The 15718-nt window shown below is 66.1% G+C and carries 14 protein-coding genes and 1 pseudogene; 7 read left to right on the top strand and 8 right to left on the bottom strand.

The features are described 5' to 3' along the window. Complete coding sequence (locus ACWZHB_RS10925; RefSeq protein ID WP_427907819.1) at positions 1–630, bottom strand: TetR/AcrR family transcriptional regulator; 630 nt, start codon at positions 628–630, stop codon at positions 1–3. Between the two features lie 77 nt (positions 631–707). Beyond that, entirely contained in the window at positions 708–1586 is an 879-nt protein-coding gene (locus tag ACWZHB_RS10920; RefSeq protein ID WP_378710899.1) for a hypothetical protein, read from the bottom strand. Between the two features lie 173 nt (positions 1587–1759). Between ACWZHB_RS10920 and ACWZHB_RS10915 the strand changes: the two genes are divergently transcribed. Next, positions 1760–2551, top strand: coding sequence for a hypothetical protein (locus ACWZHB_RS10915; protein ID WP_378710900.1), 792 nt, complete (start codon positions 1760–1762; stop codon positions 2549–2551). Here the strand turns inward: ACWZHB_RS10915 and ACWZHB_RS10910 are convergent. Then, complete coding sequence (locus ACWZHB_RS10910; protein WP_427907818.1) at positions 2505–3860, bottom strand: MFS transporter; 1356 nt, start codon at positions 3858–3860, stop codon at positions 2505–2507. The genes ACWZHB_RS10915 and ACWZHB_RS10910 overlap by 47 nt on opposite strands. Before the next feature lie 238 nt (positions 3861–4098). On the opposite strand from ACWZHB_RS10910, the gene ACWZHB_RS10905 reads away from it, so the two are divergent. The 6 genes and pseudogenes from ACWZHB_RS10905 to ACWZHB_RS10880 all read left to right on the top strand — a co-directional run bounded on the left by ACWZHB_RS10905 (position 4099) and on the right by ACWZHB_RS10880 (position 9427). Next, positions 4099–5994, top strand: a complete 1896-nt coding sequence (locus ACWZHB_RS10905; RefSeq protein WP_427907817.1) for a TetR/AcrR family transcriptional regulator — start codon at positions 4099–4101, stop codon at positions 5992–5994. A 186-nt stretch (positions 5995–6180) separates the two neighbouring features. Beyond that, complete coding sequence (locus ACWZHB_RS10900) at positions 6181–8016, top strand: acyl-CoA dehydrogenase (protein WP_427907816.1); 1836 nt, start codon at positions 6181–6183, stop codon at positions 8014–8016. 52 nt (positions 8017–8068) lie between these two features. After that, positions 8069–8266 carry a TetR/AcrR family transcriptional regulator gene (locus ACWZHB_RS10895; RefSeq protein WP_427907815.1) on the top strand — a complete coding sequence of 66 codons (198 nt, stop codon included), beginning with the start codon at positions 8069–8071 and terminating at the stop codon, positions 8264–8266. Then, the gene (locus ACWZHB_RS10890) at positions 8224–8688 is read left to right on the top strand and encodes a TetR/AcrR family transcriptional regulator (RefSeq protein WP_427907814.1); all 465 of its coding nucleotides are present in this window, start codon (positions 8224–8226) and stop codon (positions 8686–8688) included. The genes ACWZHB_RS10895 and ACWZHB_RS10890 overlap by 43 nt, the downstream gene beginning before the upstream one ends. Positions 8689–8715: 27 nt before the next feature. Then, positions 8716–8994: pseudogene (locus tag ACWZHB_RS10885) on the top strand (TetR/AcrR family transcriptional regulator); the annotation flags it as partial. A gap of 97 nt (positions 8995–9091) precedes the next feature. After that, the gene (locus ACWZHB_RS10880; RefSeq protein ID WP_427909132.1) at positions 9092–9427 is read left to right on the top strand and encodes a TetR-like C-terminal domain-containing protein; all 336 of its coding nucleotides are present in this window, start codon (positions 9092–9094) and stop codon (positions 9425–9427) included. Positions 9428–9461: 34 nt separating this feature from the next. Here the strand turns inward: ACWZHB_RS10880 and ACWZHB_RS10875 are convergent, their stop codons facing one another. The 5 genes from ACWZHB_RS10875 to ACWZHB_RS10855 are packed head-to-tail and all read right to left on the bottom strand — an operon-like array spanning position 9462 to position 15715. Then, a complete protein-coding gene (locus tag ACWZHB_RS10875) occupies positions 9462–10919 on the bottom strand; it encodes an NAD-dependent succinate-semialdehyde dehydrogenase (protein ID WP_427907813.1) in 1458 nt (485 codons plus the stop codon). After that, the gene (locus ACWZHB_RS10870) at positions 10916–11911 is read right to left on the bottom strand and encodes an alpha/beta hydrolase (RefSeq protein WP_427907812.1); all 996 of its coding nucleotides are present in this window, start codon (positions 11909–11911) and stop codon (positions 10916–10918) included. Before ACWZHB_RS10870 ends, ACWZHB_RS10875 begins: the two co-directional genes overlap by 4 nt. Then, complete coding sequence (locus ACWZHB_RS10865) at positions 11908–13365, bottom strand: flavin-containing monooxygenase (protein ID WP_427907811.1); 1458 nt, start codon at positions 13363–13365, stop codon at positions 11908–11910. The genes ACWZHB_RS10870 and ACWZHB_RS10865 overlap by 4 nt, the downstream gene beginning before the upstream one ends. After that, on the bottom strand, positions 13362–14477 hold the full coding sequence (locus ACWZHB_RS10860; protein WP_427907810.1) for an alcohol dehydrogenase catalytic domain-containing protein: 1116 nt from the start codon (positions 14475–14477) through the stop codon (positions 13362–13364). The genes ACWZHB_RS10865 and ACWZHB_RS10860 overlap by 4 nt, the downstream gene beginning before the upstream one ends. Beyond that, positions 14474–15715 carry an MFS transporter gene (locus ACWZHB_RS10855; RefSeq protein WP_427907809.1) on the bottom strand — a complete coding sequence of 414 codons (1242 nt, stop codon included), beginning with the start codon at positions 15713–15715 and terminating at the stop codon, positions 14474–14476. The genes ACWZHB_RS10860 and ACWZHB_RS10855 overlap by 4 nt, the downstream gene beginning before the upstream one ends. Positions 15716–15718: the final 3 nt, after the last annotated feature.

Raw genomic sequence — 15718 nt, 5'->3', positions numbered from 1 at the left:
TCAGGCCCGTTCGCCGTGGAGGGCGAGTGTGTCGTCGATGCAGCGTGCGATGAACACGTCATCGATCGCCTGTTCTCCGACCAGTAGCCTGAAATATAGTGGTGCGGAAAGGGTTTCGAGCACAGCGCGCGGATTGACCGATGCCGGGAGTTCACCGCGCGCCACCGCGTTCGTGATCACCTGGGAGCTCCGCTCGAAGCGATCGTTCCAGAATTTGCGGCGCGCGGCGTCGACTTCCGGATCGGACGACAGAGCCACGGTGGTGCCCACCAGCCGCGCCATCCCCGGGCGCGAGATCAGGTCGGAAACCTGTCCGGCCAGCACCGCCAGATCCGATCGCAAGTTGCCGGTGTCCGGCGCGGGATTCCCGACGGCGGCGAGCTCGGTGACAGCCTCGGCGATCAACGCGGTCCGGGTGCCCCAGCGGCGATAGATCGTCGTCTCGGCGACACCGGCGCGGGCCGCGACATCACCGATGGTCAAACCCTCGATCCCGTGCTCGGTGACCTGCTCCAGGGTCGCGGTCAGAACAGCGTCACGCACCCGCGCCGAGCGTCCCCCGGTCCGCTTACGCGGAGCCGGGGGTGTCACCGACTGTTTGTCGTCGGCATCGAGTCCACTCTGATCCATGGTCCAGTTCTACTCGACGGCCACGCCGTACGCCCAATACCGACCGATGGGACCGACGCGTCCTGCCCCACCCGGGGTCAGCGCAGATATGCCTCGATCCAGTTGCCGAACTCGGTCGCGAGATGCCACTGGTGCTCGCTGATGTACAAGCCGGGCACCGCCGCGGGAAACGCGACTTTCAGCTGACTGCGGAACCCACCGCCGGGCTCGTCACGGAACTGATGGCAGACCCCGCCGATCAGTTCACCGTCGGCGAGCTTGGCCGCGCCGGCGACCGCGAACGGGTAGGACGGGTCCGCGGCGACCACCACCTTCGCCGGGTCGGTGTACTCGACGAGGAACCGGCTGGCGAGCATGGCTCCACCGGTCACCTCGACGACCTCCTGTCGCCCATCGGGCATGGTGGCGATGATGTAGTGGTCCGGGCACGCGTCGGTCCAGAACGCCTGATCATTGCCCACCCGCGCCCGGTCGAACGTGTCGATGAAGCCCTGCGCGGTGCCGCGATCGCTGGCGATCTCGACGGTCGACACGGCCCAGCGTCCACCCGAGGCCGCGAGCGTTGCGCGGGTGGCGGCCTCGGAGGCGACGAGCTCACCGGCAAGCAGCTCACGCAATCCGGTGGAGCCGATCAGCACCCGAGCCCGTGCCAGCACCGCTCGAGCGGCGGGGATGTCGTCGACGTCGATCGCGAAGCGGGCGAGCAGTGAGTCGAGCTCACCGGTCAGCAGGCCGACATAGTCCTTGCGCAGCCGCGCCGCGGCGACCGACAGTCGACGCCGTTCCCACTCGACGACCTTGCCCTGGTCGACCAGGCGACCGTCGATGTATGTCCGCAATCCGGCGGCCGACGGACCAGGGGTGGCGAAAGTGGTTCCCGCACCCGCGTAGGCAACCGCCGCGGTGGCGGCCGTCACGCCGGCCGTACGGACGATGAAGCTTCTTCTGGTCAGCATTGACCAATTCCCTTCAGTTTAAAGCTAGATCAACTTGCGATAACACAGCTTCCGTTACCGTCGTCACCTTGTCAACGGTCGGCGCATAATTAACGCAATACGAACTTGCGTTTCCAGCCACAGGAAGGCAGTCTTAACGCAAGTTTCAGTAGCTTTAATGAGAGGTAGTCGCTGTGGACGATCCCATCGAAATCCGAACATTCCTCGGCGAGGAGGGCGTCACTCGCCAGCAGGTGCGCGCCTGGGAAGCGCGGCGCGCCGAAGCGGTGCTGAAGAGGTTCGCCGCACGCCTGGGGCGACGCGGAGTAGCCGAACTCCTGCCCGATTTCACGATCGGCAGGGCACTCGACGCGCCCCTCGACGTCCAACGCGAAGCCCTCATCGCTATGAAGACCGAGCTGGGGCACGCGGGGATCTACGCCATGCTCAAGCGCGATCTGGCAATCTCGGACCGAATGGCGCGAATCGGTGTCGCCACCAGCCGAGGTCGAGCCAAGTACTCGGTCACCCGACTCGAAGTCCCCCACTACTCCGCGCAGCGATTCGCGGACTGGTTCAACGACCTGACCATCACCGACGCCGAGGTCGACATGGTGGCCGCCACCCCGGACCACTACCTGTTGCGCGGCCTGCCCGACGGCCGTCAAGAAGTCGTCGAAACGACCGGCGGCTCGCCCACGGCGTCGCGGTTCCTCGTCGACTACACCAGAACCGAAGCGCTGACCGTTCCCGTCGATCCCGACTACCCCATCCAGATCGCGGGCCAAGCTCTGCTCGACGACGGCCTGGTCATCGGCGGCGTCCGCCACCAATTCCGCGACCGCGACGGCACTCTCGAAGCCCTACTGACAGTGCAGTTCCCGGGCAATCTGCCCGACCGGCTCATCCACCAGCACCAATGGCACCTGGCCGACGAGTTCAGCAACTGGATGATCGCCGCAGCCCCGGTTGCGGCGACCGCCTGACACCGAGAACCGCACGGACCGATGCCCGGCCCACCGATATCGGTGGGCCGGGCACCCGGCAGCGGCGGGCCCGACCCCTCGATGGCCGGGAGATTATTTCTCCGGCACGCGCCGCGCGGCAATGACGGTGGTAACCCAGCGCCAGAACCGCCACCACAACAATGGCTCCATCCAAGGTCGTGCCCGCCGTGCGCAATCCCCAGTGATTCGCGGCGAGACCTTGTCCGATCACCGGAATCGAGGTCGCGAGGTAGGCGACGACGAAGTAGGCCGAGACCACTTCCGCGCGTCGGGTCTCCGAGACGGCAGCGAGCAGGGCGGCGATGCCTTTACTGAACGACAAGCCCTGACCGATGCCGCAGAACGCCGCACCCATGACCATGAGCGCGAACGCTTGGGCGGCCAGTGCGGCGATGAGAACCAGCCCACCCACCGCGAGCAGTGCGCAGCCGATGACGATCGCGACCGGCGTCGACATCCCACGCCCGATGATCTGCGCCGAGGCCGAACACAGGAACAGGGTGGCGATCACGAGCGCGGTGATCGCGTGGTTGTCGATGCCGATGACATGGGCCAGGAACGACGGGGCGATGGCGCTGAACGATCCCATGACCGCGAAGCCCGCCCCTGCCGCCAGCGCCGCACGGGCGAAAGTGGCACGCGCTTCGGCAGGCACCACCGGCTTCTGCATTCTCGGGCGGGCCCGACAAGTCACCTCGACCGGTTCGGCGATGAACCACACCCCGACGGCGGCCGCTGTCAGCAGGATCAAGTCGATGATGAAGGGGCTGCGCAGCGGCGCCGAACCGTACTCCGCGATCAGACCGCCGGCCAGGACCCCGAGCCCGAGCCCACCGATATTCGACGCAGTGGCCACCGCCGCGGCGCGGTGGCGCCACGAAACCGGAGCCGTGTCGATGACTGCAGCGGTGGCAGCGCCCGCGTAGATGCCTGCCGAAATACCCGACAGCAGTCGTGCGCCCATCAGCTGCCAGACCGGTCCCGCGGTCAAGAACACCACCGCGCCGACAGCGGAGAAAGCGATGCCCGCGAGAAGTAGTGGGCGGCGGCCGAATTGGTCGGACCAGCGGCCGAACAGGATCAGCGCGGCGACGACGCCCAGTGCGTAGGCCGCGAAGATGGTCGTGGTGGTGAGCACGTCGAAGCCCATGTGCTCGGCATAGAGCGCGTACAGCGGGGTGGGCAGCGTGGTGCCCATCATGACGACCGTGAAGGCGAAGACCGTGGTGACGAAAGCGAGTGGACCCGCCCGTCGCGTCGTCGCGACGTCCGCTGCGGATGCAACCATGACCGGCCCTCCCTCTCTGTGCGATCAATCCTTAACGCCATAAATAATTGTGTTAAGACTGTCTCCGATTCCGGACAAACACAAGGGCTCACACCTCGCGCACCGCTAGCCCGGACAGGGCGAGCCAGAGGCAGTATTGTGAATACGAATGTATCCATAATGCGTGTGAGCAGGGGCGCAGCACCGCAAGGCGCACACCGCACGGAGACCGACAGCATGACGACCGAATGGAGAAGCGGTGGGGAGAATCACGCCGGCAGTCCGAAGCTACGCGGGCCTGACGGCCGACGAGCGGCGGACCGAGCGGCGGCACCGCCTCCGGCACATCGCCCTCGAGGCCTTCGCCACCGGACCCGGCTACCGCGAAATCCGACTGGCCGAACTCTGCCGAACCGCGGGGCTGTCGACCCGGCAGTTCTACCAGGAGTACAACACCCTCGAAGACCTCCTGAGTGAACTGTTCCTGCACGTGAACGACACCGTCGAACAGCGCGTCCTCGACGCCGCCCGACAGACCGTCGGTCGACCGTTGATCGACCGGGCGACGGCGATACTGGGCGCCTACCTCTCGTACTTCACTGCCGATCGCCGCTGGGCCCGGGTCGCTTTCGTCGAAATAGTGGGAGTCAGCGAGCGGATGGATCTGCAACGCCTGCAGGTCCGTTCGCGCTGGCTGGACCAGCTGTGCGACACGTTCGACAGCTTCGCCTCCGACGGCGAGATCGCCCCGGACGACTTCCGGCTCAGCGCCACCACGTTCGCGGGTGCGGTCAACGGATTGATGCACGACTGGGCGATCGGCTGGATCGATGCCACCCCGGAGCAGCTCGCCGACAGCCTGCAGCGCATCCTCTTCGGAATTCTGGGCACACCGGGCCCGAAGCAATCGCAGGTGGACCCGCCCAGCGCCGAGCAGACATCGGTTCGCCGCAGACCACGCAACCGCAGGGAGATCATTCTGCGCACGGCCGCGACCGCTTTCGCCGAGCGTGGCTTCCACCGCACCTCGATGACCGATATCGCCTCGGCCACCGGCGTCACCCATGCCGCGGTCTATCGACACTTCCGCACGAAGCAGGAGCTCCTCGGTTCCTGCCTGCGTGAAAGTCTCGACCTGATCATCTCCCGGGTCGATACCGCTCGCGAGAATCCGGGCGATGTCGGTGTGGCACTGCACGAGCTGGTCCGGGTCACGCTGGAAATCCGCGGTGTTGCCCGGCTGTGGCAACTCGAGTTCCGGAGCCTGAGGCCGGTCGACCGCAGCGGCATCCTGTCTCGCGCGGTTCGCCTGACCCAGCGCATCAGAGAGACCGTCGGCCAGCGTCGCCCGGGGCTGGCCCCGAGTGATCTGGAGGCGCTGAGCTGGATCGTTCTGTCCGTGGTGACCAGCCCGTCCAACCATCGCATCCAGCTGCCGACGGATCGATTCGTCTCGACGCTCGACGCGGTCCTCGGTGCCGTGGTCGACGTCGATCTTCCCGGCGGCGACGCGCGGACACCGATCGTCGAGTCCGGCGACACCGGACCAGACACGCGATCCGAGCCCGACTCCCGACCGGAGCGAATGATCATCGCCGCGGCACAGCTGTTCGAGGAACGTGGTTTCGGCGCGGTGAGTATCGAGGACATCGGTGCCGCGGTCGGGGTCAGCGGGGCCGCGCTCTATCACCATTTCGCCGGCAAGACCCAACTGCTCAACGAGATCATCGACCGCAACAACGAATGGGTCGAGATCTACGCCCAGCGCGCGCTCGCCGAGGGTGCGAATCCGCAGGCATCGCTGCGGCTCCTGCTGCGGTACTACGTGGAATTCGCCATGGATCGCACCGATCTCGTCGGTACGGCGGTCAGCGAGATCGGGCACCTCCCCGATGACGCCGCTGCCAGGTACCGCCGCATCCACCGTGAAGGCAATATCGGCTGGGCACGGCTGCTGCAGTCGATCCGCCCTGAGCTGTCTATGCCGACCGCCCGGGTGTTGATCCACACGATCACCACAGTGGTCACCGACTCGGTGCGCAATCCCCGGCTGACCCGGCGTGCCGACCTCGCTGACCTGCTGTGCGTTATCGGTGAGCGAATCGCCATGGCCGATGTGCCCTACTCGCCGATACCGCAGTCGGTCTCGCAGTGACTTAACGGCACTGAGACTGTGAACTCCCAGATCAGTTGGTGATACAGACTGTCCAGCAACCTTATCGCAGAGTTACTTAGGTTGCATGGATCGGATTGCTGCGCCATCATGGCTCCGGCAGCGCGCCGCGCGCCGCGTTTCAGCACCCGCTCGAACGAGGCGGGTCCCGTCGAGAGGGATGAGCCGGTGGGCCACTACAAGAGCAACGTTCGAGATCTGGAATTCAATCTGTTCGAGGTGTACGGCCTCGATACCGTCCTCGACGCGGGCGCCTTCGGCGACCTGGACAGCGACACCGTGCAGATGATGCTGTCGGAGGCGGCCAGGCTGGCGGAGGGGCCGCTCGCGGACCCGTTTGCCGACACCGACCGCAACCCGCCGGTTTTCACCCCGGCCACCCACTCGGTTCGACTACCGGAACCGTTCAAGAAGGCAGTGCGCGCCTGGCACGAGGCAGGCTGGTGGCGGGTGGCCAAGAGCGAGGCGATCGGAGGCGTGCCCGCACCTTCCATGCTCGCGTGGGCGATCAGCGAGCTGATCCTGGGCGCCCAGCCCGCGGCCTACATGTACCTCACAGGGCCGACGATGGCCGATATCCTCACCGGGATCGGGACGCAACAGCAGCAGCGCTGGGCGACGCACATCGTCGAACGTAACTGGGGCGCGACGATGGTGCTGACCGAACCGGACGCCGGCTCCGACGTCGGCGCGGGCCGCACCACGGCAACCGAGCAGGAAGACGGATCGTGGCACATCCAGGGCGTGAAGCGATTCATCACCTCCGCCGACTCCGACGACCTTTTCGAGAACATCGTCCACGTGGTCCTGGCCCGCCCCGAAGGAGCCGGGCCCGGAACCAAGGGCCTGAGCCTGTTCATCGTCCCGAAGTTCCACTTCGACGACGAAACCGGCGAGCCCGGCGAGCGCAACGGCGTCTTCGTCACCAACGTCGAACACAAGATGGGCTTGAAGGCCTCGGCCACCTGTGAGCTGACCTTCGGCGGACACGGGGTACCCGCGGTGGGCTACCTCGTCGGCGACATCCACGACGGCATCGCTCAGATGTTCAAGGTGATCGAGGAAGCCCGAATGATGGTCGGCACCAAAGCTATCGCTACTCTTTCCACCGGCTATCTCAACGCCCTCGACTATGCGAAATCTCGGGTCCAGGGCTCTGATCTGGCCCGCTCCCTGGAGAAGAACGCCGCGAAGGTCGCCATCATCAACCATGCCGACGTCCGCCGGTCGCTGATGATGCAGAAGGCCTACACCGAGGGCTTGCGCTCGATCTATCTCTACACAGCAGGCCATCAGGACCCGGTCTTGGCCCGCCAGATCTCTGGAGCCGACGAGAACCTTGCCGAACGCGTCAACGATCTGCTCCTGCCGGTAGTTAAAGGCGTCGGCTCCGAACGCGCCTACCAGTATCTGACCGAATCCCTGCAGACCTTCGGCGGATCCGGATTCCTCCAGGACTACCCGATCGAGCAGTACATCCGCGACGCCAAGATCGACTCGCTCTACGAGGGCACCACCGCGATCCAGGCGCAGGACTTCTTCTTCCGCAAGATCGCGCGCGATCGCGGGGTGGCGCTGGCGCACCTGCTCGACCAGGTCCGATCCACCGCCGGGTCCGATGCCGATGGCGGGCGCCTCAAGTCCGAGAAGATTCTGCTCGCCCACGCGCTCGAGGACATTCAAGAAGTCGCGGGCGACCTGACCAAACACCTGTTCGCCGGGCGCGAGGAGCCGACCGAGCTCTATCGGATCGGTCTGCATGCCGTGCGTTTTCTGCTGGCCGTCGGCGATCTGCTCGTGGCATGGCGGCTGATCGTCGCCGCCGACATCGCGCTCGCGGCTCTGGGCACCGAGGACGGTCTCGACGAGGCCGAGTTCTACCAGGGCAAGGTCGCCGTCGCCTCGTTCTTCGCCACCACGGTCCTGCCACACCTGACCGCCGAACGCGCGGTCGTGTCCAGCACCGACCTCGCTGTGATGCGTCTCGACGAATCGGGATTCTGAAGACCGACGCTGTCGGCCGGGTGCACCCGTTCTTCCTGGCCGACGGCCGACGATGAGTGCGGGCGAGCAGCGGCACGACAAGATCAGTACGCGCAGGATCGCGCGCAGAAACCAACTCCTCGACATCGCACGAGAGGCGTTCGTGGCCAGGGGATACCACGGTGTCACCATGGCCCTGCTCGCTCGCCGGGCCGACGTGACCAACCTGTGCTCTACGACTACTTCTCCAGCAAACTCGACCTCTATCTGACGGTCGTCCAGTGCATGCTCGACGACTTGGTCGCCACAGTGGACCGAGCACTCGGCTCTGCCGAGACCGATCGGAAGGTCGTCGACTGCACGGTCGCGGTCTTCTTCGACCTGATCGATCACGAGGGCATTTCTAGCCTCACGCTCGTTTTCGGTGGCGGCGTGCCCAGTGAGCCGTCGGTCGAACTGCGAGTCCGCGCAGCACTGTCGAGCTGTGCGGGCACCATCGCAGAACGACTGTGCCCGCACGACAGCGAGCAGGCACGGGCGCGAAGGCTGGCCTTCGGCTTGGTCGGCGCCAGTCTGACCGCTGCCTCGGATTGGCATCGGGCCGGAATGCTCGTACCCAAGCACCACGCGGTGGAAGCGATCAGCACCTTGTGCTGGCACGGGCTACACGGCCTCGACATTCGATCATCATGAAACTAGTTGGTGCACAACATCTTTCGTATGTCTCATATCACCACATTGCCGAGCGGGACACCCTTGCGCCGGGTCCGCCCGGCTTCCAATGTTGATCGCAGGGGGGCCAGCGGTGGAGGTGCAATGGTGGGTGAGCAGAAACGTCGGCGGCCCGGCGGGCGATCCGCGCGAGTACGGGAATCCGTCATCGACGCGACACTGAAAGTTCTGGCCGACAAGGGGTTGACCGCGTTCGCGGTCGCGGAGGTCGTCGCCCTGTCCCAGGTCCATGAGACAACCATCTACCGACGCTGGGGCTCACGCGAGGACCTCATCGTCGATGCCTTGTCGAGCGCGGCAGGCTTGTCTGTCCAGGTCCCCGACACCGGCTCGATTCGCTCCGACCTGGACGAGTTGTTGAAACATCGTCAGCGAATGTCTCGGCACACCGACGGGCCGGCTCCTGAACCAAGCCTTGTCCTTCGGCGGCGACGACCCCCGCTGGACAAGGCTGCGAGACTCCTTGTGGGATGCCACGCTGCGACCGATCTACCCGATCACCGAACGCGCGGTCCGCAGGGGCGAGCTGCCGGTCGGCATCGAGCCACGAATGTTGCTCGAAACCTTGCTCGCCCCTTTACAGTTGCGGGCCTTGAAACTGAGTGATCCCCTCGATCCACAGCTGCGAATTCGCTTCATCGACATGATCCTGCACGGTGCCGCGAGCGCGGTCGCCGCAGAGGACGATCCGGGCGGATGACTGGGACGATGATCGAAGCGGCGGTCGTGGCGTGTCAGTTCGTGAGTGCGACATATTTGGAGTCGAGGTATTCGTCGATGCCTTCGACGCCGCCTTCGTGTCCGAGGCCGGAGGCTTTGACGCCACCGAACGGAGCCGCGACATCGGACAGGACTCCCCGATTGACCGCGACCATGCCGGTCTCCAACGCATCGGTGACTCGCAGGGCGCGGCCGAGGTCACGGGTGTAGAGGTAGGCGGCCAAGCCGTACTCGCTGGCGTTGGCTCGGTCGATCGCTTCGGCTTCGTCGCCGAAACCGGTGACGACCGCGACCGGACCGAAAATCTCCTGGTCGAGAATGCGCGCGCGGACGGGGATCTGGTCCAGGACCGTGGGCGGGTAGAAGAAACCTGGACCCGGCAGGGGTTTGCCGCCGGTTCGTATCCGGGCACCGGCCGCGACCGCTTCGTCGACGAGCCCTGCGACCCTGTCGAGCTGGGCGGCACTGACCAGCGGCCCGACTGCGACGCCTGTCCGATGTCCGGCACCGACGGTCAACGCGGCCATGCGTTCGGTCAGCCGGGCCGTGAATTCCTCGAGCACAGCGTCGGCGACCAGGAAGCGGTTGGCGGCCGTGCACGCTTGTCCGCCGTTGCGCATCTTCGCGGCCATCGCACCGTTGATCGCGGCGTCGAGGTCGGCATCGTCGAAGACCAGGAAGGGGGCGTTGCCGCCCAGTTCCATCGAGGTGCGCAACACCCCGGAAGCCGCTCGGGCGAGCAGGATTCGCCCGACCCGCGTGGAACCGGTGAAAGTGAGTTTCCGCAGTCGGGGGTCGGCGAACAGCGGCGTCGAAATCGATGCGGCATCGGAGGTCGGCAGCACCGAGAGGACACCGGCGGGCAGGCCTGCTTCGGCGAAGATCCGTGCCAGCGCCAGCATGGTCAACGGTGTCTCGGCCGCGGGCTTGACGATCACAGTGCAGCCCGCGGCCAGTGCCGGACCGATCTTGCGGGTTCCCATGGCCAACGGGAAATTCCACGGAGTGATCGCCAGCACCGGCCCTACCGGTGCTTTGGTGACCAGGATCCGGCCGTTGCCGGCTGGTGCGGGCGTGTATCGGCCCTGAACGCGCACCGCTTCCTCACTGAACCAGCGCAAGAACTCCGCGCCGTAGGCGACCTCCGCGCGACTGTCCGGCAGGGCGCGTCCCATCTCGGCGGTCATGAGCAATGCGAGATCTTCGGCGCGCTCGGTGACCAACTCCCATGCCCTGCGCAGGATCTGGGAGCGTTCGCGGGGTGCGGTGACGGCCCAGGGGCGCTGGACTCGATCGGCCGACTCGATGGCCCGCATCGCATCGATGGCGCGGGCGTCGGCGACGGTGGTCAGGGTGTCGCCGGTGGCCGGGTCGAGGACCGGGTACCGGTAGCCGTCGGTGGCATCGACCGCTGCTCCGTCGATCCATAGGCCCTGCGGGGTGTCGGCGATCACTGCTGTTGCGTCGATCATCGTTGTGCTCCTTCGGGTTCACCGGTCGGGGCGAACCCTCGGTCGACCTCCTCATGGGCGATGGCGGCCAGGAAGACGCAGGCTTGATCCAGCACGGCCCGACCGGTTGCGACCACCCCCGCCGAGGTGAACAGGCCGTGCGCGTGCCGGGGCAGATGGATGTGGGTGATCGGCGCTCCGCACGCGGCCAAGGTCGCGGCGTAGTCGATGCCTTCGTCGCAGAGCGGGTCGTTGCCGACCGTGGACAAGAAGGTGGGGATCGGGTACGGGTGCAGGCCGGGGTTGAGATCCGGTGCGTCCCGTGGTGTCGCGATACCGCCGAGGTAGAGGTCGGTGAACCAGTGCATTGTCGCAGCGGTCAGCGGAAATCCCTGCTGGACACGGTGATAAGAGGCGGTGTCCATGGCCAGGCTGAGTACCGGGTACAGCAGCATCTGGGCGCGAACGCGGGGACATTCCGCGGCGATCGCCGCGGCGAGCTGGCCACCGGCGCTGTCACCGCCGACGATCACCCGTTCGACATCGAGACCGTGCTCGATTCCGTGTTCCATCAGCCACCGGGTCGCGGTGCGCATGTCGTCGACGGCCGCGGGATACGGGTGCTCGGGGGCCAATCGGTAGTCGACCGAGACGACCGCCACGTCGGCATGGGCGGCGAGGTAACGGCACAGCGTGTCGTGGGTGTCCGGGCTCCCCATCACCCACCCGCCACCGTGGGCGAACAGCAGTACCGGGCGCGCGGAGCGGGCCGGGTAGTTGCTGTACAACCTGATCGGAAGGTCTTGCTCCGCACCGATGTTCATGTCCTCGACCCGAGCTAGCTCGACCCGAAGCAGCCCGTTTCTTGCGCAGCCCGCGGTATAGGCCGCGCGCGCGGCGTCGACACCGAGGGTGTCGAACGATGCGCTGCCGTTGTCGCGGAAGGCGCGAATGAGAGCTCGTTGGTCGGCGGCTACGTCGTCGAGGCCGCGATCGGGTGATTCAGTGCTCACGAACGCACCGCTTCGGGTCGCGTCCGCGCCGTCACCAATCGCCGGTAGTCTTCGACGGTGCCGCACCAGTTGTTGATGACCTTGCCGTCGCCGTTCTTGTACCAGGACGAGCATTCGGAGGTGAACGCCGAATCCTCCAGCTGTACCTGCAGCCACGCGTTGTACCCGCGGATCGCGTACTCCTCGACATCGATGTTCAGTTCGCTGTAGGCACACAGCCGTTCGACGGATTCGGCGATGAATTCGTGCTGCACTTCGAGCATCGCCACGATCGAGTTGTGGTTGAGGTTGGTGTTGGGCCCGTAGACGAGGAACATGTTCGGGAAACCGTCGACGAGCATGCCCAGATACGCCTCAGGGGTAGTCCCCCATCGCTCGTGCAGCGATCGGCCGCCGCGGCCGATGATCGCGGTGTCGCCTTGGAAAGACTGGCTGGCGAATCCGGTGCCGAAAACGACCACATCCAGTGGGTAGAACTCGTCGTTGTCGACGAGTACGCCGTCGGGGGTGAAGCGCAATATGTTCGCGGTCTCCACGGTGACATTCGGCTGGGTCAGGGCCGGGTAGTAGTCGTCGCTGCGCAGGATGCGCTTGCATCCGAAGTCGTAGTCGGGAGTCAGTACGACACGCAGATCGGGGTCGGCGACCTGGCTTTCCAGATGTCGGCGGGCATCATCGGCACCGCTACGTTGACCGTCGGTCCCGCGCCTGGTTCGATCGAAGCCCTCCTCGCGTTCGTTGTGAATGCGCTCGCGCAGCGCGTGAAAGGTTCCCGGGTCGTTCCGGTGCGTATCGAGTTCGGCGGTGGTGAACACCTGCTGGTTGCGGGGCAGGATGTAGTTCGCCGAACGCTGGAAGACCACCAGTTGCTTTGCCGACGCGGCGATCTCGGGGACGTACTGGACCGCGCTCGCCGCCGCCCCGACACTCGCGACTCGCTTGCCCGTCAAGTCGACGGTGTGGTCCCAGCGCGCGGAGTGGAACATGTTGCCGCGGAACGAGTCCTGGCCCGTGAAGGTGGGGATGTGCGGTGTACCGAGCTGCCCCCACGCGGGAATCAGTGCGCGCGTGTGGAACTCGTTGCCGTTTCGGTCGGTCACCACCCAGTGCGACCTCGACTCGTCCCACTGCGCCCGCACGACTCTGGTGCCGAGGCGGATATGCTCGGTGAGTGCGAAGTGCTGCGCGAGATGGCGCAGATAGCTCAGCAACTCGTCGCGGCCTGCATACATTCGCGACACCGTGAGGTGCGGTAGGTAGCTGTAGCAGTAGATGACCGACTGGGTGTCGCACGCGGCGCCGGGATAGGTGTTGTCGCGCCAGACACCCCCGATCTCGTCGCCTGCTTCCAGCAGGCAGAAGTTGCGCACGCCGTGGCGTGTCAGTTGGGCGGCGGCGCCGAGGCCACCGAAACCGGCGCCGATGATGAGCGCGTCGTAGAGGTGTTCGGTCATGTGTCGTCTCCGAAGGTGATGATTTGACGTATCTCGTTGCCGCCGGCCAGGCGGTCCATGGCGGTGTTGATGTCGTCGAGGGCGATGCGCGAGGAGATCAACCGTTCGACGGGTAGGCGCCCCTCTCGCCACAGCCGCTCGTAGCGAGGGATGTCGCGGGCGGGGTCGGCGGAACCGAGGTAGCTGCCGACCAGGGAATGCGCACGGCTGGTGAGCCGCAGGGGCGAGAGGGTGATCTGCGCCTGCGGATCGGGTAGTCCGACCGTGACCGTGGTACCGCCGACCGCGGTGCACGCGATCGCTGTCTCCAGTGCGCGCGGATGGCCTGCCGCCTCGACGACGATGTCGGCCTCGACTCCATTGTCGATAGCTTGGGCAGGCGTGAACACGTCGTCCGCGCCGAGCGCTCGGGCGGAGTCGAGTTTGTCGGCGAGGGTGTCGATGCCGATGACACGGCAATCTCGTTGTGCGAGCGCGACCAGCAGCGCAGCCATCCCCACTCCACCCAGACCGACGACGGCGATCGTGTTCCCCGGCACCGGCGCGCGCACATTGAGCACAGCACCGCCGCCGGTCAGCACCGCGCATCCCAGCACAGCCGCGACCTCGGCGGGAACGTCGTCACCCACCGGCACCACCGAGCGCCGGTCCACGACGATGTGGGTGGCGAAGGCCGATACCCCGAGGTGATGGTGCACGGTCGAGCCGTCGTGGGTCAGGCGGCGACCGCCGTCGAGCATGACGCCGTCCGCGTTCGCCGCTGAGCCCGCTGGGCACGGCACGCGTCCCGCCGTGTCACAGGCCGCACAGTCGCGGCACCGCGGCAGGAACGTCATCACGACGCGAGTTCCCGGCGCGATGTCGTCGACGCGGGAGCCGACACGTTGCACCGACCCGGCGGCTTCGTGACCGAGCAGCATCGGCAATGGACGTGGCCTGCTCCCGGTGAGCACCGACAGATCCGAGTGACAGACTCCGGCGGCCTCCACCCGAACCAGTAGTTCGTTCGCTCGTGGATCCGCCAGGTCCAGTTCGCAGATTCGCAGCGGCCTGGACTGGCTGAACGGAGTTTGCGCGCCCACTCGTTCGAGCACCGCACCGCGGATTTTCACAGTTTCACTCCGTCGTCTTCGGCAGACAATGTGTCGTCGGACAGGACAGTCGCCGGGCTGTAGCGCTCGGGCAGCGCGATGACGGCGACGGCCGCGAGCAGGAACAGCCCACCGCAGAGCGCGAAGCCGATGGCGAAACCAGTGGTGCCCGCCAGGTAGCCGAGCAACAGCGGGGCCAGCGCCGAGATACCGCGGCCGACGTTGAAGCAGAACCCCGCACCGGTCGCGCGGAGCTCGGTGGGATACAGCTCGCCGAGATAGCTGCCGAGAATGCCGGTGAACACGGCGAAGAAGGCGTAGGCGGGCCCGAGCACCAGCAGTGTCGTCTCGTTGGCGGCCACCACGTAGAGGGGAAGTACCAGGCCGGTCCCGAGCAACGACGCGATGAGTGCGCGCTTTCGGCCGACCTTGTCGGCGATGAATCCGAAGACGTTGTACCCCAAGAACATTCCCAGGTTCAGCACACTGATGAACACCGCGACCGTGGTGGCGGGGACCTGACGGTCCTCAGCCAGGAAGGTGGGCAGCCAAGCGCTGGCTCCCCAGAAGCCCAGCAATGCCAGCGAACACACGGTGGTGCCCAGGACCGTGGAGCGAATCAGCTCGCGGCCGAAGATCTCCCGGGTGTTCGCTGTCGGCGCTTCGCCCGCCGCGCGGCGAGCGCTGACGTTGTCGAGCCATTCGCGCGATTCGGGGAAGAACCGCCAGATCAGCACAATCGGCACGATGACGCCGACCCCGGAGACGAAGAACATCGCCCGCCAGTTCGAGGCATAGGTGCCCGCGATCAGCGCTGCGAGCATGCCACCCACCGGGAACGCGCTCATCACGAACGCGACGGCGCGGCCCCGTTCCCGCTCGGGCCACGACTCGACCACGTAGGTCGACACGATCGCCCACACACCGCCCAACCCGAAGCCGGCGACCAACCGCAACACCATGATCCAGCCGAAGCTCGGCATCACCGCCACCGATGCCGTGCACACACCGAATAGCACCAGGCTGCCCAACAGGGCCACCTTCCGGCCGTGTTTATCGGCGATCCGGCCGACCGTGACCGAACTGGCGCCGATCCCGAGCAAGGTCGAAGTGGCCAAGAGGCCACCCTGCACGACACTGATACCGAGGTCTGCGCGCATCGACGGCAGAGCCAGCGACAGAATGACGATTTCCAGCGCGTCGAACAGATAAGCGGTGAACGATCCGATCAAGATGATCCACCGAACGGGAATATTCATCTA

This window comes from Nocardia sp. FBN12 (assembly GCF_054031145.1).
This window is presented reverse-complemented; position numbering and strand designations above follow the sequence as displayed.